The 21,009-nt window shown below is 36.0% G+C and carries 15 protein-coding genes and 1 tRNA gene; 8 read left to right on the top strand and 8 right to left on the bottom strand.

The genetic code is table 11. The features are described from left to right. The first annotated feature begins 125 nt into the window (after positions 1-125). The 3 genes from SJY09_RS05505 to bshB1 are packed head-to-tail and all read left to right on the top strand — an operon-like array spanning position 126 to position 3,526. Entirely contained in the window at positions 126-1,532 is a 1,407-nt protein-coding gene (locus SJY09_RS05505; RefSeq protein WP_396637961.1) for an MATE family efflux transporter, read from the top strand. Positions 1,533-1,570: 38 nt separating this feature from the next. Next, positions 1,571-2,749: a trans-sulfuration enzyme family protein gene (locus SJY09_RS05500; RefSeq protein ID WP_396637960.1), complete on the top strand. Its 1,179-nt coding sequence runs from the start codon at positions 1,571-1,573 to the stop codon at positions 2,747-2,749. Positions 2,750-2,809: 60 nt separating this feature from the next. Continuing rightward, positions 2,810-3,526 (top strand): bacillithiol biosynthesis deacetylase BshB1, encoded by a 717-nt coding sequence (bshB1, locus tag SJY09_RS05495; protein WP_396637959.1) that lies wholly within the window; start codon positions 2,810-2,812, stop codon positions 3,524-3,526. Here the strand turns inward: bshB1 and SJY09_RS05490 are convergent. From SJY09_RS05490 to SJY09_RS05480, 3 genes are all read right to left on the bottom strand, one after another. Next, a complete protein-coding gene (locus SJY09_RS05490; protein ID WP_396637958.1) occupies positions 3,523-5,610 on the bottom strand; it encodes an ATP-binding protein in 2,088 nt (695 codons plus the stop codon). The genes bshB1 and SJY09_RS05490 overlap by 4 nt on opposite strands. Before the next feature lie 224 nt (positions 5,611-5,834). Beyond that, on the bottom strand, positions 5,835-7,865 hold the full coding sequence (locus tag SJY09_RS05485; RefSeq protein WP_396637957.1) for a tetratricopeptide repeat protein: 2,031 nt from the start codon (positions 7,863-7,865) through the stop codon (positions 5,835-5,837). Between the two features lie 120 nt (positions 7,866-7,985). After that, positions 7,986-10,040 (bottom strand): sensor histidine kinase, encoded by a 2,055-nt coding sequence (locus SJY09_RS05480; RefSeq protein ID WP_396637956.1) that lies wholly within the window; start codon positions 10,038-10,040, stop codon positions 7,986-7,988. A 149-nt stretch (positions 10,041-10,189) separates the two neighbouring features. Between SJY09_RS05480 and SJY09_RS05475 the strand changes: the two genes are divergently transcribed. After that, a tRNA-His gene (locus tag SJY09_RS05475) sits at positions 10,190-10,265 on the top strand. Positions 10,266-10,397: 132 nt separating this feature from the next. On the opposite strand, the gene SJY09_RS05470 is transcribed toward SJY09_RS05475, so the two are convergent. Next, complete coding sequence (locus SJY09_RS05470) at positions 10,398-11,963, bottom strand: M28 family peptidase (RefSeq protein WP_396637955.1); 1,566 nt, start codon at positions 11,961-11,963, stop codon at positions 10,398-10,400. A 170-nt stretch (positions 11,964-12,133) separates the two neighbouring features. Between SJY09_RS05470 and SJY09_RS05465 the strand changes: the two genes are divergently transcribed. Further along, positions 12,134-13,000: a phytanoyl-CoA dioxygenase family protein gene (locus SJY09_RS05465; RefSeq protein ID WP_396637954.1), complete on the top strand. Its 867-nt coding sequence runs from the start codon at positions 12,134-12,136 to the stop codon at positions 12,998-13,000. Between the two features lie 16 nt (positions 13,001-13,016). Here the strand turns inward: SJY09_RS05465 and SJY09_RS05460 are convergent, their stop codons facing one another. The 3 genes from SJY09_RS05460 to SJY09_RS05450 are packed head-to-tail and all read right to left on the bottom strand — an operon-like array spanning position 13,017 to position 15,861. After that, the gene (locus SJY09_RS05460) at positions 13,017-14,696 is read right to left on the bottom strand and encodes a phytoene desaturase family protein (RefSeq protein WP_396637953.1); all 1,680 of its coding nucleotides are present in this window, start codon (positions 14,694-14,696) and stop codon (positions 13,017-13,019) included. Beyond that, entirely contained in the window at positions 14,697-15,389 is a 693-nt protein-coding gene (locus SJY09_RS05455; protein ID WP_396637952.1) for an SGNH/GDSL hydrolase family protein, read from the bottom strand. It lies immediately after the preceding gene. A gap of 19 nt (positions 15,390-15,408) precedes the next feature. Further along, on the bottom strand, positions 15,409-15,861 hold the full coding sequence (locus SJY09_RS05450; RefSeq protein ID WP_396637951.1) for a hypothetical protein: 453 nt from the start codon (positions 15,859-15,861) through the stop codon (positions 15,409-15,411). Positions 15,862-15,982: 121 nt separating this feature from the next. Here SJY09_RS05450 and SJY09_RS05445 point away from each other — a divergent pair, with 121 nt between their 5' ends. Further along, positions 15,983-16,441, top strand: coding sequence for a hypothetical protein (locus tag SJY09_RS05445; RefSeq protein WP_396637950.1), 459 nt, complete (start codon positions 15,983-15,985; stop codon positions 16,439-16,441). Here SJY09_RS05445 and SJY09_RS05440 read toward each other — a convergent pair. Beyond that, positions 16,438-17,925 carry a S10 family peptidase gene (locus SJY09_RS05440; protein WP_396637949.1) on the bottom strand — a complete coding sequence of 496 codons (1,488 nt, stop codon included), beginning with the start codon at positions 17,923-17,925 and terminating at the stop codon, positions 16,438-16,440. The genes SJY09_RS05445 and SJY09_RS05440 overlap by 4 nt on opposite strands. 122 nt (positions 17,926-18,047) lie before the next feature. On the opposite strand from SJY09_RS05440, the gene SJY09_RS05435 reads away from it, so the two are divergent. Both SJY09_RS05435 and SJY09_RS05430 read left to right on the top strand, forming a co-directional pair. Next, positions 18,048-19,184, top strand: coding sequence for a Gfo/Idh/MocA family protein (locus SJY09_RS05435; protein ID WP_396637948.1), 1,137 nt, complete (start codon positions 18,048-18,050; stop codon positions 19,182-19,184). Positions 19,185-19,389: 205 nt separating this feature from the next. Beyond that, the gene (locus SJY09_RS05430; RefSeq protein ID WP_396637947.1) at positions 19,390-20,991 is read left to right on the top strand and encodes a hypothetical protein; all 1,602 of its coding nucleotides are present in this window, start codon (positions 19,390-19,392) and stop codon (positions 20,989-20,991) included. Positions 20,992-21,009 lie beyond the last annotated feature (18 nt).

Here is a 21,009-nt window from a genome sequence, read left to right as displayed (position 1 = left end):
TTATGAAGCTCTAGAAATTTTATTGATATCAAAAGTCTTTGCCGCCAGGCATATTTCATAACCGCTGTTCCAATTGCGGTTTATTAGACTTTACTTCTTTTTTTCAATAACTAAATTTCTATTTTATGAGATCATATATAAAATCACTTCAAAAATTTATTAATTATTTCTGGATAGCCGTTAGTGGTAAAGAATCCGAATTTACTTCAGGTAGTATTCGAAAAGCCATTTTCATGCTTTCCGTTCCCATGATATTGGAAATGCTCATGGAATCTATTTTCGCTTTGGTAGATATTGCTTATGTATCAAAAGTTAGTGTTAACGCAGTTGCAACTATAGGACTTACAGAATCAGTAGTTACTTTAATTTATGCAGTAGCTATAGGTTTAAGTATGGCAGCTACTGCAATAGTTGCTCGTAGAATTGGTGAGAAAGATGTGAAGGGAGCGAAAATAGCCGCAGTACAGGCTATAGGTTTAGGAGTTTTGGTTTCCGTCTCCGTTGGCGTTTTAGGTTTTTTATTTGCAAAGGACATCCTTTCTTTGATGGGTGCGGAGACAAGCCTTATTGAAGAAGGTTTTGGTTATACCCAATGGCTTTTGGGAGGTAATATGACCATCATGTTATTATTTCTTATCAATGCCATATTTAGGGGTGCGGGGGATGCATCTGTAGCCATGTGGACCTTAGTGCTTTCTAATGGTTTAAATATTATTCTTGATCCGCTTTTTATTTTTGGTTGGGGTCCAATTCCAGAATATGGTGTAATGGGCGCTGCCATTGCTACGAATATTGGTAGAGGAGTAGCGGTGTTGTTTCAACTATGTATACTGTTTTTTGGATGGAGTAGTATAAAATTGAACGTCAAGGATTTAATATTGAATATGAAAGTTATGATTAACCTTGTTAATATTTCTCTGGGTGGTATAGCACAATTCTTAATTAGAACTTCTAGTTGGGTTTTTTTAATGCGAATGATGTCCGAATTTGGAACTGAAGTACTTGCGGGTTATACAATAGCTATTAGAGTGATGTTATTCTCCTTAATGCCTTCATGGGGTATGAGTAATGCAGCAGCAACTCTAGTAGGACAAAATCTAGGAGCTAAAAAACCAGATAGGGCAGCGCTATCAGTATGGAAAACGGGAAAGTACAATGCGTATTTTATGGGAGCTGTTTCTCTTGTTTATCTATTTTTTGCTAAGGATATAGTAAGCTGGTTCAATAATGCACCCGTCGTTGTTGAATATGGAGGTCTCTGTTTACAGATCATTGCCACGGGTTATATCTTCTATGCCTATGGTATGGTAGTTACACAGGCTTTTAACGGTTCTGGTGATACAAGAACGCCTACAAGAATAAATGTAATTGCGTTTTGGTTATTTCAGTTGCCATTTGCCTATATAGCCGCATTTTACTTAGAACTCGGCGCTTTGGGCGTTTTTATGGCGATTACCTTGGCCGAAATTCTATTGGCCATTATCGCTATCATTTTATTTAAAAGAGGAAGATGGAAACAATTTCAAGTATAAGGTTATTTTGTACCTTTAAAACGTAAATTTTATGTAGCATGAGCGACAAGAGAAAAGGATTGAATACAGTGTGTACCCATGTGGGTGAGCTTGAGGATAAACAGCATAAAGGAGCAGTTTCACCTTTATATATGAGTACCTCTTATGCATTTGATGATGTAGACGTAAAACGGTATCCGAGATATTTCAATACGCCCAACCAAGAGGGATTATGTAAAAAAATTGCGGCTTTGGAACACGCAGAGTCGGCCCTTATTTTTGGAAGTGGTATGGCTGCGGTTAGTACAGCTCTAATGGCTTTTTTAAGAGCTGGTGATCATGTGGTTTTGCAACAAACCCTTTATGGCGGAACTTATAATCTAGTAACCGAAGAGTTTGAGAAATATGGTATCGAATACTCCTTTACAGAAGGTTGGGAACCAAAAGACTTTAAAGTTAAGATTAAAGAAAATACCAAGGTCATTTACATAGAAACACCATCAAACCCACTATTAACAATTACGGATATAGCCGCTGTCGGTGCGCTAGCAAAAAAACATAATATCGTTTCTATGATCGATAATACTTTTGCGAGCCCGGTAAATCAAAATCCGTTAGATTTCGGTATTGATGTCGTTATCCATAGTGCTACCAAATACATGGGCGGACACTCGGACATATGTGCTGGCGCGGTAGCTGCTAGTGAAGAACACATGGAACGTATCTTTCATTTAGCAAAAAATTTTGGAGGTAGTTTAAGTGATTATACAGTATGGCTGTTAGAACGTAGTATTAAGACCATGGGCCTGCGTGTCAAGGCACAAAATACTAATGCTATGGAAATGGCGACCTATTTAAACAATCACGAGGATATTGACCATGTTTATTACCCGGGACTTCCTTCTCATAAGGATCATGAATTGGCTAAAAAACAAATGAAAGGTTTTGGTGGAATGCTATCCTTTGAGTTAAAACCTTATTTGAATGCTTCTTTATTTCAAAAATCCTTGAGTTTGATTAAGTCATCAATGAGTTTGGCAGGGGTCGAGAGTACGGTCTTATCGCCCACGCAAACTTCACACGCGCTAATGAGTCCGGAAGTAAGGGCTCAACAAGGCATTAAGGATGGTTTAATACGTTTTTCAGTAGGTATTGAAGAAGTGGCGGATTTAATTGATGACATTGAAAAGGCATTATTAATAACTAAAGGACAAGCAGTTGTTTCTGCAGAAGATTAACTCGTTGTAATTTTCATCCAAAAAACGGACAAAGGATTTATAGCATATTATTTTATCGAAATGAAATTAGACATACTAGTATTTGGTGCGCATCCTGATGACGCTGAGTTGGGTGCGGGAGGTACTATTGCCAAGGAGGTAGCCAAAGGAAAAAAAGTTGGTATCATTGATTTGACAAGAGGAGAACTTGGAACTCGCGGATCCGCCGAGATAAGAGATAAAGAAGCTGCTGCTGCTGGTGAAATTCTTAAAATTGAAGTCAGGGAAAACCTTAAGTTTAGAGATGGTTTTTTCATCAATGATGAAGCGCATCAATTAGAGGTGATTAAAATGGTACGGAAATACCGTCCAGAAATTGTACTATGCAATGCGATTGATGACCGTCATATAGACCATGGAAAAGGAAGTAAGTTAGTCAGTGATTCTTGCTTTTTAAGTGGTCTGATAAAAATTGAAACCATTTTAATGGACGAAGTTCAAAACCCTTGGAGGCCAAAGCTAGTATATCATTATATACAATGGAAGAACTTGGTCCCGGACTTTGTGGTAGATATCAGCGGTTTTATGGATAAAAAGACCGAAGCTATTCTTGCTTATAACTCGCAATTTCATGATCCAAATAGTGATGAACCCGAAACCCCTATTAGCAGTAAAACCTTTATTGAAAGTGTGCGGTATAGAGCACAGGATATGGGAAGATTAATTGGAAAAGACTATGCAGAAGGATTTAATGTTGAAAGAATGATAGCAGTAGATTCTTTGAGCGATATCATCTAAGCAGTTATTTTATATTCTTTTTGGGCTTTTGGAACAGTGAAGTAGAAACTGGAGCCCTTATTTATGGCACTATCTACCCAAATAATACCTTTGTTTTTTTCTACCATTTCCTTGCATAATGATAACCCTAATCCTGTTCCTTTTTCGTCATTTGTTCCGTACGTCGTATGATTTGAACTTTTATTGAAAATTTTACCTAAGGTTTCCTCATTCATTCCAACACCATTATCTCTCACATAAATTTCCCAATATTTGGATTTTTCAACAGCTCCAATGGTAACCATTCCTTTCTCAGGGGTAAACTTTAGTGCATTACTTATTAAATTCCGTATAACAATATCTATTTGATTTGTATCTACCCATGTTAATGTATTGGCTTTTATTCTATTAATTAGCTTTATAGATTTACTATTGGCAATTTCAGAAAGTAAAGCGATGTTTTCTTCTACGATACTTTCCAAGGAGGTTACTGCTGGTTTGGTAACGGAACCATCCATTTGTGTTTGTCCCCATGAAAGTAAATTATTTAGGGTGAACGCGATATGATCAATGTCCGATTTTAACTTTGGAACAAATTCTAAAAATTCTTCTTTAGACATTTCTCCTTCCTTAAAAAGTTTCATTAAACCTTGAAAGGCTCCTATTGGTCCTCTAAGGTCATGTCCAATGATAGAAAATAGTTTATCTTTTGTTAGATTGGCATCTTTTAGGTGTTCCTCTTTCTTTTCCAAATCTGTTTTCTTAGAGATGAGTTCCTTGTTTAATTTCTTTTGAATTTTTTCATTTCTTCTAACCAATATTGTTATACCTAAAAAGATGAATAATATAAAAAAGGCTGCATAGACATAATTTTTTTGTTTTGCCAAGGCTTTCTCGTTTTCCAAAATCAACTGTTCCTTTTGTTGGTCATATTCAATTTTGGTTTTGAGCATGGTCAACCCTTTTTTATTTTCTTTTCTATTTAGGGTGTCACTTATTTTTTGAAAAAGTTCGTGGTATTCTAAAGCCGTAGCATAGTCTCCTTTATTCTTATAGATATTGTAGAGTGTTTTGGCACAATCTTTTGTGCCGGCAATATCTTCTATTTTTTTGGAGAGTTCATGAGCTCTATGGGCGTACACTTCTGCTATACTATCCTTTTTCATATGAAGACTTGCCTCTGCCATTCCATTTAGCAGTGGTATTTCTGACCTTTCATCATTTAAATCCTTATGCAGTAATTCACTTTGTTTATACCAATACATGGCCCATGTGTACTTCTTTTGTTTTAGGTAAGTCTTACCTTTTGTCTCATAAGCGTATGCTAGCCAATCCATTATTCTTTCATCTTCAAATATGCGTATTGCACTATTTGCATTGAACATTGCATGATCTAATTCCCCCATATCCGCATAGGCAGAAGCCATATTACTCATTGTTTCTGCCGTAAAAACAGGATTTCCAATTTCTGCGTTTAAGGATTTTACTTTTTTATAAAAGAGCATTGCTTGTTTAAAGTCTTTTTGAGAAATATAAAGATTGGCAATATTTTCATTAATAATAGACAAAACATGTTTGTTATCTACTAGTTCTGAAAGTTCAATAGCTCTTAAGTATTCTTTTAGAGCTAAGGCGTAATTTCCCTGATAACCATATTCTCCAGCTAAATCATTTAGCATGGACAGCTTTAAATCTGTATCATTGAGATCTTGTGCTATTTCTAAAGCTTTTTTAAAGTTCTTAATAGCTTCTTTGTGTTTACCTCTGTCCGAGTAAAATGTTGCCATTCCTGAGTGCGCTTCCGCTATTCCGAATTGGTATTCGGCTTTTTTACTTAGTTCCAATGCCTGTTTGGAGAGTATAAGTAAACTATCTAACTGGTAATACCGTTGGGCAATACCTAACTCTAAAAGTGAATTAATATAAAGGGTATCGGTGCTATTGGCACCTTTACTCTTTTGAAGCTTTATGATGTGGTCCCTAATACTATCACGCGGATTGTCTTGTGAATTAATATTAATGGTCATCAATACTAGCATTAAAAGTATTATGCGCTGTATCTTGTTTAAGACCTCTCTGGTCAAGGAATCATATTTGGCTAGCATGGTTTCCAAAATCTATTATGGGAAATAAAATTAGTGCTAGTTTCTTCTCAAGAGGTAATTAATGTTGTGAAACGTCAATTTTTGTGTGTTTTATCGACACTATTAGGTATTTCATCGATAATTTAGCTATTTATCTGCTGTGTTATAAGCTTTTATGATTATCTAAATAGAATTCAATTCAGCTAAATTTTAAGGAATTATCTTAAACATAGATAAAGTTAATTTTAATTGAACAGTGGTAAATTAATTGTAAATTCACTTCCTTTTCCGATTGTACTCGCTACGTGAATACTACCATTATTCTTCTCTATCATTTCCTTAGATAATAGTAAACCAATGCCCGTTCCTCTTTCATTATTAGTGCCGAAAGTGGTATAATGTTCTGAGTTATCGAATATTTTGTCTAAAGTTTCTTTGCTCATACCAACTCCATTATCTTTCAAGACGATTTTAATCTTGTTATCGACTTTTATGGTATCTATTTCAATAGTTCCATTTTCTGGTGTAAATTTTATAGCGTTACTTATTAAATTTCTAAATATGATACTAAAATGATTTAAATCGCAATGTACTTTAGTTTCTTCTCTTATATTATTTAGAAAAGCGATGTTCTTTTCTTTTATGTTTTTTTCAAACAACTTATGAATTTCTCTTATTTCTACCTTCACATTTACAACCTCAGTGTTTATAGTAGCTCCTCTCATCTGTGCTTGGCCCCAGTTCAAAAGATTGTCTAACATAAAATGAATGTGATCCAGGCTTTTTTTTAATTTAGGTGCAAAGCGTAGGAAATAATCTTTTCCCGAATCATGCTCTAGACTAAGTCCAACAAGCTCCTTGAGAGATACAATTGGTCCGCGTAGGTCATGTCCAACAATAGAAAATAATTTTTCTTGATTTTTATTAATTTGATTAAGGTTCTTTTGACTCTGCGAGAGAATCTTTGTTTGTTCGGCAAGTTTTCTATTTAAATGTTTAGCTGTGCTGTTTGATTTAAATATTATTAAAAAAGCCGATACGGCCATAAATAAACCAATTAACGCCCATGCAACATACTTTTTTTGTTCAGCTATGGTATTGTCTGCTAAGGCTTTAATATTATCCTTTTCTTTTTCATAGTTAAGCCTAGCCTCGTCCATCAATAGAATATTCTTGTTTTTTTCAAAAGAGATAGAATCTCCAATTTTACGCGCATATTCTAAATGAACAAGTGATTCTTTAAAATCACCACTATCCTTATTTAATTTATATAATATTTCCGATGATCCTAGAAGACCCTCTAAATATTTATGCTCTTCAGCAAAAATTTTTGCTTTTTCAGCGTATTGTTCGGCTAATTCTGACTGACCTAATACAAAATAAGTATTTGCCAGCCCTATTTTCATGTCAACAGTTCCTTTTTTATCCTCAATCTGTTTATGTTGTGTTTCCGCTTTCTTGAAAAAGTCAAGTGCCTTTTCTAGGTCTTTTTTTTCAAAATAGATTTGACCCATGGTAACATAGATAAAGGCTTTCCATTGTGGGATTTGGGACTTTTTAAAAATTTTTAGGGCTTTATTTAAATGTTGTAATCCTTTTTGATATTGCTTTAGGTGGAAATAGGAATACCCCATATTGGCTTGCACCATACCCTCATTTACTCTTATATTATAAACTTCTTGATACTTCAAACATTCTTTAAAATAACGTAACGAATTTTCATAGTCTTTAAGCAATGAAAACATGACGCCGATATTCAAATTCATTTTTATTGCATTTTCGTAATCTTCATGTTCGTAAGCAAAATCTAGAGCCTCTAATGAAGTCTTATAAGCTTTTGGATAGTCATTATTTCTTACATGTATATAAGATATAGAATTGTAACTGTCTGTAACAAGTCTAAATTCCTTATTCGTTTTTGCGGATTCTAAATTTTTCAAATGAATTTTTTTCGCTTTTTCGAAATCTCCTTTAAGCATATAAAAATTCCCAATTTGGTTATTCGAAGCAATGATACCGTAGCGATAATCAATTTTTAAACTTAATTTATTAGAAAGCGTAGCATAGGCAAGCATGCTATCTAACTTAATATAACCAAAACTATTCCCAAGCTTGAGTAAGTGTTTTATGAACACTGTATCTTTTTCGTGATTTGGTACCGAGGAACGATAATTCTTAACAATAGCCCGCAGGCTATCTGTTTTAGAGTTTTGAGAAAAACTCTCTAAAAGAGTTAGATGAAAGAAAACTAATATTAGTAAACGAAGTTTATACAATAGTTGATTTAATTTACTAAATATTACAATATAAAGTAGCACTTTGGTTATTCTTAAAAGTAGTCAAATAACTAATCAAGTGGAAATTAAATTATGCTTCTTAAGCTATACAATAGCTAATTATGCAGAGTGCCGTAGCTCTGCTGTTGGTAGTACAACATAAATAGTGGTCCCTGAATTAACCTTACTCTCCGTATAAATAGCACCATTATTCCTTTTTAGCATTTCTTTACACAGTTTTATGCCAAGCCCCGTTCCTCTCTCGTTATTAGTTCCGAAGGTTGAGTAATGCTCTGAACTATTGAACACCTTATTCAATACTTCTTTGGACATGCCGATACCATTGTCGGTTATACTGATAACGATATTATCTATTTCTTTCGTCCCTTCTATAATGACCTTGCCATGTTCATCAGTGAATTTAATGGCATTGCAAATTAAGTTTCTGAATACTATATGGAAATGATTTCTATCACAGCACACTTCTAAATCTTCGGATAGCTCTTTTTTTAGAATTATTTTTTTTTGATTTAGCGTTTTTTGGCAGAACTGATGTATTGTTCTAAATTCTTCTTTAATATTTATTTTTTCACTGCTTGTAGTAGCTCCTTTCATCTGTGATTGTCCCCAGCTGAGGAGATTGTCCAGAGTAAAGTGTATGTGATCTAAATCTGATCTTAGTTTAGGAGCAAATCTTGTAAAATATTCTTTACCTGATTTATTTTCTAAGGTAAAATCAACTAGTTCTCTTAATGAGACAATAGGACCTCTTAAATCATGACCAACGATAGAAAAAAGCTTATCTTGATTATCATTAATTTGATTTAAGACTGTTTGATTTTCAAAAAGGATTTTTGTTTTTTCTTCAAGCTCTTTGTTTAGTAATTTTTCCTTTCTATTTGATTTGTATACGATTAATGTTATGATAATTGTTGTAAGAAGTGCTGCGCTTATCCATTGAAAATACTTCTGTTGTGTTAATGTGTTTTTTAAGTTTTTCAGGTTGATTTTTTCTTTTTCTTTTGCGAAGTTCATTTTGGCCCTCAAGAGCGCAATATTCTGAACTTTATCATTCTCATTCAATAAACTTCTTATTTGTTCACTTTTTTGATGATACGCGTAGGCATTTTTAGTATGTCCTTCTATCTTTTCTAAAATATCATACGATTTAGCTTGTGAAAGTGAATCCTTAAAACTTAATGCTGATTCCAGCGTGCTTAGTGCATATTTTTTTGCTTCGTTAAGATGCTCCAAATTGGTAAGGATGGTAGAACGTATTAAATCAATTTCCATTTGATCCCTTGGATTATATAGTTTTGATAGTATACTATCGGACTTTTTAATCCAGTTCAATGCTGTTTTGTAATCTTGTTTATTTATGAAATATCGGCATTGGGTTCTATACGCTCTGGATAGCCATAGCGGATTATTATGTTTTTCAAGAATAGCTATGCTTTTTTCACTATATGTTTTACCTAGATTTAAATCTCCTTTTTCAATAGCGTTCAGGGCAATGTTAGCCATTGTCGAAGCCTTCTGATATGAATCTGACTTGGCTAAATTCCAAAGACTATCAGCTATTATATATTCCACAAGTGCCTCATCATATAATTTATAATAACTATAGCAATACCCTAAATTATGCCTTAATTTAGCTTCTAGTTCATAGAATTTATTTCTATTAGCTATCTCTATACCTTCATATGAGGCTTTGACTGTATGCTCGAGATTTTGACTTACAAACTCGTGGATGGCAATACTTTTTAAAATTTCTGCCTTGAGTTTAGGGAAACTGAATTGAGTGGCTAGTTTATCTGCCTTCCTGTAAAACTCATTGGCTTTCTCTTCTTTCCCCGTATCGGAATAGTAATCTGCTTTTCTTAGTAATGCAAGTGCCCTGCCATGGACATAATTAGTTTTAGAAGAAATGCTTAGAGCTTCGTCTACTAATAGTATTATACTATCTGCGTTTCTATATCTATAATTCTTAGCCAGTTCTGTTAACAAATCAACATAAGTATTGCTTTGTAAGCTCTGGCTACCTTGATTTCTTATCGTATTGATTTGTTGAATTAAACTATCCTTTGAAGTTTCTTGAGCATATAGCGTAAGGGTTACAAAGAGAAACGTATAAAAAAGCGAAATCTGGAATTTAAATATTTTTTTTAAAATCAATTGATGTGCTTGTAAGTTAAATTTCTAAATCTTATTGGTCTCGGTTACGTCTAATGTAGATAATTATTTCGAGAATAATGTTTTAAATAAAGCATCTTTTATTTTGAAATATACTTTAAAAAAATCTACCTTTGCCACCGCTATTATATGGTGGTTGTAGCTCAGCTGGTTAGAGCATCGGTTTGTGGTACCGAGGGTCGCCGGTTCGAACCCGGTCTTCCACCCTAAAGGCGTTTTAATAAAAAACCCGAACATTTTGTTCGGGTTTTTTTTATACAATACTTCAGACCTGAAGTTTGTCAAGAATTTAATTATTCCTTTCTTAGGAATAACTAGTGAGATTGCTCCAAGGTCAATTTACTTCACAGCTTTATCCACTATTACACGCTCTTCTCTATTAGCTACCTCCCAAGCGGTATGGAATATAAGCCTTGATCTATTCTGTAATAAATCATAATTAATCTTATCCGGGGTATCGCTGGGCTTATGATAATCGGCATGCGTACCGTTAAAATAAAATATAATAGGAATATTATTCTTTGCAAAATTATAATGATCGCTTCTGTAGTAAAAACGATTGGGGTCGTTCTCATCGTTATAGGTGTAGTCCAATTCTATATCTGCATATTTCTTATTCATTTCTTCAGATAGTTCATGCAGTTCTGTACTTAATTTATCTGATCCAATTAGGTAAATGTAATTTCTATCACCTTCTCTTTTTGGGTCTATTCTCCCGATCATATCAATGTTTAAATTCGCTACAGTCTGGTCCAAAGGAAAAATGGGTTCCACATCGGCGTAGTATTGCGAGCCTAAAAGTCCTTTTTCTTCTCCTGTGACATGTAAAAACACTATTGATCTTCTTGGTCCATTACCAGCGTCTTTAGCTTTTTTAAATGCTTCTGCTATTTCGAGAAGTGCTACCGTTCCGGAACCATCATCGTCCGCACCGTTATTTATTTCGCCGTTAGCGGTAATACCGATATGGTCTAAATGAGAAGAAACGACAACATATTCATTTGGCTTTTCGGACCCCTTTATCATTGCGACCACGTTTTCCGAATTAACTTCATCATTAGAACTTTCAAAATTTAAAGAAACGTTAGTTTTTAACAATGCAGGGGAGTGGTTGTCATCTATATCGGGAAATAGAGCCTTTGCCATAATATCGTCAATGAAAATACTCGAAAAATTTTCAGTGTTATAATCCTTAAGGCTCATACGTCCACTATCGTTCGTTCTCATATAATCGAACCTTCTTTTAAAACGACTGAAATTATTGTTGTCATAATATAGTACTCCTCTTGCACCCTTATCTTTTGCAAGTTCAATTCTCTTTCCTAAGGATTCGGACATATTACTCCAAATGGACGGTTCATTAGTTCCAGAGACCTTGTAAGTACCATCAGGATTTTTTGGTTCTCCCGATTTAACGAGTACAACTTTGCCCATTAGATTCATTCCTTTGTAATCTGAGTAAGTATCTTCCTCTATACCGTAACCCACGTAGACAATTTCATCATCAGAAAAATCCGATGCATTAAAAGTTAGCACGTGTTCGCCCTGTAAATAATCGGTACCATTGAGGATTAATTTCCCGATTGGAAGTTTACTTACTTCTAACGGTACTTTTTGAAAATAATCACCGTCTTCTTTTGCCGCGGGAATATTTAATTTTTCATATTCCGCCTTTAAATAGGCTATCGCTTTTTTCTGTCCGGGTTCACCAGTCTCTCTTCCTTCAAACTCGTCGGAAGCATAAGTGTAGAGATGTTCTTTTAGTTCACCTTCGGTAATAGTTTCTGCATAAACAACGGGATCTACACTTTTAACGGTACTTTCTTGTTCAGAAGGAGTTACCGTTTTTTGGGCACTGTTACAGGAGACAAGTATACCAGCAATAATTAGTAGTGTTTTTTTCATTTTATTAGTCATCAAAAATTTTTCAAAAATAGCAAAAAGAAGGCTACGATCTGTACCAATAAAAGTAAATTCACTTATGCCGTTAAGTCGTTGGTCTCAAAAATTTCTTTTTCTGCTTTCTTATATGTATGTTCTCTTTTTAATTATGGTTAATTTCATCAAATATACCTATGATAGACTTAGCGGATATACATGATTTGGTATCGGAATTATTTAAATGGCCTACTAATAAAGAGGAGTGGGAGCAGTACAAACTTAGCAAGGAGCAAGTACAGCATTTTCATGAATTTGGCTATGTGGCTGGAATCAAACTATTGGATAATGGTGTTGTGGAACAATTGCGTAAGGAACTAGCAGAAATTATAGACCCTAACCATACTGGACATTCGTTGTTCTATGAATTTCATAGTAATGAATCTGCCAATTCCGATAGTATATTATTTCATTCTTTAGGACATTGGAGAATTACAGAAGGATTCCATGATGTGTTATGGAATCCTGCATTTGTGATGGCAGCTCATCAACTTTTAGAGGATAAACCGGTACGTTTTTGGCATGATCAACTTTTTTATAAACCTGCTGAACATGGCGGGGTGGTGGCTTGGCATCAAGATTATTCTTATTGGACAAGAACTATTGCCATGCAACACTTGACCTGTTGGACCGGTTTGGATGATGCTACAACAGAAAATGGTTGTTTACACTATATTCCTAAAAGTCATAAATGGGGTCTTTTAAAAGCACCGGAATTAGCTGGTGATATGAATGGAATATTGAGTTATCTGACAGAAGAACAAAAAGAAGCATTTAAACCAGAACCTATAGAGCTTCAAGAGGGATATGCAACTTTTCACCATCCGCTTTTAGTTCATGGTTCTTTTGAGAATAAATCAGCTAGGCCTAGAAGGGCATTTGTACTTAATGTTTTCGCTGATGGTACGGTTAGTAATACTGATGATGAACTATTGAAAGGGGTACCTCCAATTAAAAAAGGAAAAAAGATGCGAGGTAAGTTCTTTCCGCTATTGTATCCTTAAGAGATTAGTTTTTGGGCTATATTGATAATTTCTCACTTGCTTTTTTTTGTCTTAAAGCTATCTTTTTTTTGATATGTTCTGGATAGGTTTCTTTATCCGCTTCTGCTTCTAATATAGTCAAATCCTGTTCGGGGTGCGGTTCTTTCAGCTCATCTGGTGTGCAACCCAAGATTATCGATGCGGTAGCCACGCCTGAGTGGCTTGCACCTGCAACACCGTGTGAAAGTATGCTGGCGCCACAGAGATAAAGATTTTCTATTTCGCTTTTTGCTTTAAAAGCAAATGGCCCTATATGTTTTAAGCTCTTTTCAGTACCATAAACATTACCCGCCGTTGTATTAATATAATATTCATTGGTAATAGGTGTACCTAAGTCTTTGGAAACGATATGGTTCTTGATTCCGGGTACAACTTTTTCTAACCCGTTTATCATTTTTTCTGTTAGCTTCTCTTTAAATTGGAGATATGCGGCAGACCTTTCCTCTGACTCATTTTTATATTTTTCAAAGGCTGTATAGTCAATAAAGGTAATTGCTTCAATACTATGATGTTTACCATCAAAACTTGTAGGGTCTTTTAACGTAGTACAACTAATGAACATGCCCTCAAAAGCCTCTCCTTGTAAAATATCCTTTTGCATTGCGGAATCGTAATAGTCATCAGCATCTTTATCTGGCATCATCCAAATATTACCAGAGTCTAATCCAGATTTTTTAAGGTCCATTTCTACGGTTAAAAATAACATCAAAGAGGTGCAGGAATATATGGTCTTATCTAACTTTTTAAGTAGTTTAGTGCTTAGATTCTCACGGCCTACCAACTGATTATAAGTTATTCCTACATCAGCATTGGAAATTATATTTTCAGCGAATAGCTTAGTACCGTTTTCAAGTTCCACGCCAATGGCTTTTTTTTCTACAGAATTATCCAAGACTATTTTACTTACGCCCGTGCTTGTTTTAATGATACCGTCATGTTTTTTGATGGCATTGGTCATTGCTTTAATCAGAGCACCACCACCGCCCATGGGATAATAACCTCCTTTAAAATAATGAAACATTAAAGCCGCATGTAATATAAAAGCTGCCTTTCTAGGCTGTACCCCGTGATCACCGCATTGAATGTTCAAAATATTCTTAAGTAATGGGTCTTTGATGTGCCAATTGATGACCCTACGAAGACTAAAAAGACCATATTTCCCGAAATGACGTGTACGATATGGTAAGGTTAGTTTTTGCCAGAATCCTTTAATATAAGGCAGGGAATATAGTTCTTCACTGGCTAGGCGAATAAGTTTTAAATACTTTTTTATTCCCTTCTCTTCCTTTGGAAATGCAGCGATTAATCGCTTCTCTAAATCCTGTGGATTATCCGGAAAATCAAAATGATAATCTCCTATGCGTACGTGTTCATAGGCTTTGGGATTCATTCTAAAGAAAACTAAATCATTCGCTATACCTAACCCTTTATATAAATCACTTGTGGCTTCTCCCTCGCCTAAAAGGCCTATGTAATGAACACCTGGAGTAAACCTATGACCATTGAGATAAAAACTATGACACCAGCCGCCTGGGACGTCATGCTGTTCTAGCACCAAGACTTTTTGACCTGCCCTAGATAAACAAATGGCTGCCGCTAGACCACCAGCCCCAGAACCAATAATGATAGTGTCCCAATGTTCGTTGGTTTCTTTCAATTATTCTTCTTTAAGGGCCGATTTGATTGCAGCTTCAACCATGGGCTCCATTACTTTATAACCTTCGATAGTTGGGTGAACTTCATCTTCAGCATATTTTTTAGGTAGTCCGTTACGTTCATCTGCCATTGTAGAAAAATAGTCGAGATAAATATGATTATTAGTTTCGGCATATTCCTTAATCATATTGTTCAATACAGGAATTTTCTCATTCGGTTTTAGTCCAGGTCGCCATGGATAGTCATACGCCGGTAGAGTAGAAGATAGTATGACCTTTATATCGTTCGCCGCTGCGAGCTCTGCCATGCCTTTGATATTGTCCACTATCATTTCAAGTGAAGACGGCCCGGTATTTCCTGCGATATCGTTGGTGCCCGCTAAGATGACTACTACTTTTGGTTGCAGGTCAATAACGTCTTGTCGAAACCTAATTAACATTTGAGGTGTTGTTTGGCCACTTATACCGCGGTTTACGTATGGTTTACCTTTAAAAAAGCTAGGCCGGGCGTTTAACCAACCAATGGTTATGGAATTTCCCATAAATACCACCCTATTCTCATTTTCTTCAGGAGCCGTCAGTTGACTATTTGCCTCTTTAAAACGATTCAAATCCGCCCAATCTTGAGCTGTTGTTTGTTGTAAACCTATTAGAAAACTAAAAATGCCCATAAATAAAAACTTGTAATTTTTCATGATATCATAAGGTTTCATATTATTCTAATCTCTTTCTTTCCTCATCACTAAAAGGTACTTCTAATAGAATTTTTTGTTTACTTGGCTTTTGAACAAATAAATAAACCAAAAGACATACCGCAATAACCATGGGTAGGGCGTTTCCAGAATTATAATATACAAATAAAGCCAGAAAGGCAGGAGCCTCTATCAAAGCATATTTTATATGTGATGCAGATTGATATTTTTTGAGTTTTTCTTCTAAAGAATCTGTGTCAGAAATTTTTAAAAGTAACTTTTTGAACAGTAACTGACTCCCGAAATAGCCCAAAAGTGCGGCAATCGGTACGACATATAAGAGCATATTTTCTCTGCCCGTTTCCGTATTAAAACCCTTATTTTGAGTAAAGGCAAGAACTGTAAAAATCGATAGGCCTATTACCAAGGCCAAGTGCATGAAGCTAAGCGTCTTTAAAAATGTTTTAATTTCCATAAGTAGCATGAATTACCTAAGATAGTATTTTAAATTTTTTATTGCTGTTCTGTAATATGTCATAAAAGAGTGAGACTATTCTAACAACCTTCTTGTACGATATTAATATCTTTGCAATGTTATGAAAAAAGTTGCTGTACTACTTATACTCCTTTGTTTTATTTGGAAATCCCATTCCCAAGTAGAAAGTGATAAAGCACTTCATTTTTTAGGAGGTAATTTATACGGACTAGTAGGTGCAGGGGTTGCCAATCAAATTTCTAAAGGGGACAGGACCTGGACCTTTGTGGGTTCGGTAGGGGGTAGTATACTTATAGGCTTGGCCAAGGAAAGTATAGATAAAGCCCAATATGACGGATGGGACAATGATGATTTATTAGCAACGGTATTGGGCGGTGCCAGTGTGGGAGTGACCATTGATATTTTTAAACAACGTAAAAAAAGACGGCGCGATAAGCAATTTAGAGATGCCGTAGGAGCAAATAAACCAACAATACAAGAATTAAACAAAGCTTTTGACAGTACAAGCACCTCGCTTTATGTTCTTGCTATATCTCCAAAAGTGCTTAACAGAAATTAGTATTTAGCACTCTTCCCGTTCGCCAAGGTTTTTGCAATAAACGCCCTTATATCGTCATTGGCATTTTTTAAATCTTCCCTTCTAAGATACATCATATGTCCTGAACGGTATCCTTTAAAACTAAACCTGTCTTTCATTCTCCCACTTGGGTCTACCTGCCACATGGTATACTTCGCGTTAAAGTAGGTAGTTGCACCATCATAATAACCAGATTGAACCATAACGTTTAAATAAGGGTTTTGTGCCATAGCAAGTCTTAAATCATCCCTTGTATTATCATTTTCATTGTTCCATGGGTGTACAGGACCGAACATATTATATTTTATGTCGGTCTTAAACTTTAGCTCTTCCTGTAAATAGTAGTTTATAGCCGGGGTAAAACTATGAAGCCAAGAAGTTAATTCCGAATTGTAGTCCGGCCTAGTGCCCATAAGTTGTTTGTCTATCCCTAGATAGCGAGAATCTAATCTTCCTATGGTGTAACCGCCTTTTTCTTTCAAAAGGTTTTTCCAGAAAAAGGAAGTCGGTACTGCCAGGTTTTGGTCTAAAATATCCTTTTCATTTAATCCGGAATAGTATGCCATCTTTTTGGCAGCGGCTCGGCGTTCATTATCTGAAATAAAACCGCCTTTGGCCATTGCCGGGATTAGTGTATTAATGGTATACGCTTCGGATTCCGGTAAAACTTCTAACAAATCCTTTTCCTGTAATTCTGCTGGTAAGGCTTTGTGATGCCAAGCTGCGGCGGTAAAATAGGGCAACTTCAAAGCATCGGATACAGGCCCACCGACCCGAATAACTTTATAATCTGCTGGAGAAACCATAATTACCCCGTTGAGATACATCCATTGTTGTTCTTGAAGTGCTAACGAAAGCCCCATAACTCGAGTACCTCCATAGCTTTCCCCAATGATATATTTTGGAGAACGCCATCTATTATTTCTAGTTACGAATGTATTTAACCATTCTGCTAGGTATTTAATATCTGCATTGATACCAAAAAACTTTTCCCTGTCCACTTCTTTGCCGGTTTCAGGGATAGTTCTAGAATACCCGGTATTCGCTGGATTTACATAAACAATATCAGTTACGTCTAGCACGGAAAAAGGGTTTTCTTTGACACCATAAGGTTGTACGGGATAACCTTCGTCATCAATTTTTAAAACTCTAGGACCGGTATAGGCCAAGTGCATCCAAACAGAACCTGAGCCCGGACCACCATTAAACGAAATTAGTAAGGGTCTCGATGCCCTGTCCTTTACATTATTTCTTGTATAATAGGTATAATGTAAGGCAGCAGTTGGCTTGCCCATTTCATCCCAAACGGGTTGGGTGCCGGTTTTTGCGGTATAATTAACAGTAGTGCCATTAATGGTTACACTATGTTGAGTGGTAATAGCCGTATCTACAGGTATGGTTCGCCCTTGAGCCAAACACACTGAAGAAAGCATTAGGATAAGTAAAGTGGATATGGATGTTCTCATTTTATGGTTGAATTAGTCCTTCTAAAAATATACATTTTTTAGGAAAAGTATTCTATTCTAGCTATCTATTTAAAAGAACTGTCTTTCTGTGTATATTTAAGAAGAAAAAACAGCATAAGATTATGAATAAACTGACCAGACGAGATTTTTCCATAACCCTAGGAAAAGGACTTGCTAGTGCTACTTTACTTAGCGGAACTTCATTAGCCTGTGCGAATACGTTGGCACAGAAAAAATCTAAATTAGGCATTGCCCTAGTCGGCTTAGGCAGCTACAGCACACATCAACTGGCGCCCTCATTGCAGGTTACGGACCATTGTTATTTAGCAGGGATAGTCACTGGGACTAAAGATAAAGAGACCATTTGGAAACAAAAGTATAATCTGAATGAAACTAGTATCTATAATTATGAAAATTTTGATTCCATTGCCGATAATCCTGATATAGACATTGTTTATGTTGTGCTACCCAATAGCATGCATGCGGATTTTTGTATTCGTGCTGCAAAAGCAGGTAAACATGTTATATGTGAAAAACCAATGGCGGTAAGCGTAGAAGAGTGCGATGCGATTATTAATGCCTGTAAAAATGCTAAGGTTAAATTAAGCGTAGGTTACCGTATGCAATCTGACCCGTATACCAATGAAGTTAAGAAATATGTCAAAGAAAAAACTTTTGGCGAGGTTACTTTTGTTTCATCTGATGCTGCCTACATATCAAGGGGAAATCCTGAACAATGGCGATTAAATCATGCTTTATCGGGAGGAGGAGCTTTAGTGAATATGGGTGTATATGCCATACAGACTTCCATTTATGGCACAGGACAAAATCCTATAGCCGTAAGTGCGCAAGAATTCAGTACAAGACCGGATTACTTTAAAGATACCGATGAGACCATAACAGCGCAGTTTGAGTTTTCTTCAGGAGCAGTTGGGCACATGATGACTTCCCATAATGCCAATGGCAATCGTTTAAAGGTACATGGTGATAAAGGTTGGTTTGAATTAAATCCAGCACATAGTTATGGTCCCATTAGCGGAATAACATCCAAAGGGAATGATATTAAATTTCCGCACAAAAGACAACAGGCTTTACAAATGGATGACTTTGCCAAACATATTCTTAAGGGAACGGTGAATGTAGCACCAGGAGAAATGGGTAAACGGGATATGATTATTGTAGAAGCTATCTACAAATCTATCGCCGAAGGCGGTAAAAAGCAACTCTTAAATCTAGGAAATATGGGTATTGTAAGTTGACAATATTTCTAAAGTCAATAAACATAGGGTTTTGGAGATTATTTAACATTAAGTTTATTTGGGCTTTATGGTTATCTTACGATTACTTTACATGCTAACGGTTTCTTAAAACTAAAAAAATATATTGCTAATTTTCAGTATACCTTAACCTAAGGTCGTCGTAATAATTTTGAGGAAAATTTATAACCTTAAAACTATTACGAAAATGAAAAAATCAAAAAAATTATTGATTAGGGCAATGTTCTGTTCCTTTATTGGGATTGCCCTATGGAGTTGTAACCCGGAAGATGGCATTGATGGTATCAACGGTATCAACGGTATTGATGGTGTTGATGGTGTTGATGGCATCGATGGTGTGGACGGCGAGGATGGAGAAGACCTCACTATAATGCCCGGAATGTTCGAAAATAAATCTGCCTTAGAGCCTCTAGTAGCAATTCAACCGCAATTCAATTTTGTTAAGGCGTACTCTTTAATTAGCACTAGAGATACCTTGTCCAACGGTTTCCAATTAGTAGGGGCTCAGGATGGTGCCGGGTTTTTAAGGGACCCTAATAGTGATGGATATTTATATGTAGTAAATGCTGAAGACGATTATGGTGTTGCTCGTATTAAACTAGACGCAAATTTAAATCCAATTGAAGGAGATTGGTTACTGAATTCTGGGGTCGCCGATTTTGCGAGACAATGCTCAGGAACCATGTGGGAGGCAGAAATTCACGGTGGTGCTACAGATTTGTTCCTTTCCGCTTCTGAAAGTTTCAATTATGACGTAAAAGGAATAGATCCATATATTGGTACACCTACTCCGACCGCCGATTTTGGGTTGGATGCCCTAGGGGAATTTGCTTGGGAAAATGCAGTACCACTACCCAAAGACGCTTATGCCGGTAAAACGGTTATAATAGGCGGAGACGATGATTCAAGCGGTTCTGAAGGTCAGGTTACATTATACTATTCGGAAAATGGAGATGCAGACTTGGACGGAGGGAAGATATATGTTCTTAGGTTGAAGCAGTTTTCCGATGGTGCAGGTGGCGTTCAAGATGTGTCGGCTAACACCATTTATAACGAATCTAATTTGGATTTTCAAGTTACCTATGACGTGGAATTTGTAGAAATAGTAGACGGTGCAGCCTTGACCAAATCTGAAATGGAAGACGCTTGTGTTGGCGTTTTTGCTTCCGCTTTCATGAGGGTTGAAGATGTAGATTATCAGAAGGGGTCAGATGCATTAGGAAGAAATGTATTCTTTGCGGTTACGGGCAGAGGACCAGGAAGAGGAACCTATAATGACTGGGGTACGGCTTACAAATTAGAATTGGACGAAGATTCCCCATTAACCGGAAAATTAACCCAGATAATTAGTGGGAATACCGATACCAATAATGCAGATGGCAATCTTGCCGAATTACAGAGCCCTGACAATATTACGGTCACTGAAAATTTTATTTATCTACAAGAAGATCCTAATTCTTTTGATAGAGGACATGCAGCATACATTTATCAAACAGATTTAAATGGAAATAATTCGAGAGTAGTACTGGAGATGATAGTTAGGCAAGATTTGGACCCGACCGGTAGTACTGGTTTTAGCGGAGAGTTTGGAGCACTCGTAGATATATCCGATAAAGTAGGAGAACCGGGAACCTTTCTTTTAAACTTACAGCCGCACTATTGGGAGAGTGATGATTTTAAAGGCTTAGATGGTCATGATATGGAAACCAATGCAGAAGCTATTGCAGCAGGTGCAAGAGAGGATGACCAGGGAGGGCAAATCGTTATTCTTAAAGGATTGCCCCGTTAATTTAGGACTACACACTTT

This window comes from Maribacter sp. R77961 (assembly GCF_044594925.1).
Lineage (GTDB): Bacteria > Bacteroidota > Bacteroidia > Flavobacteriales > Flavobacteriaceae > Maribacter.
Note: the sequence above shows the minus strand (reverse complement) of the source record. Positions and strands in the feature narration are given on the sequence as shown.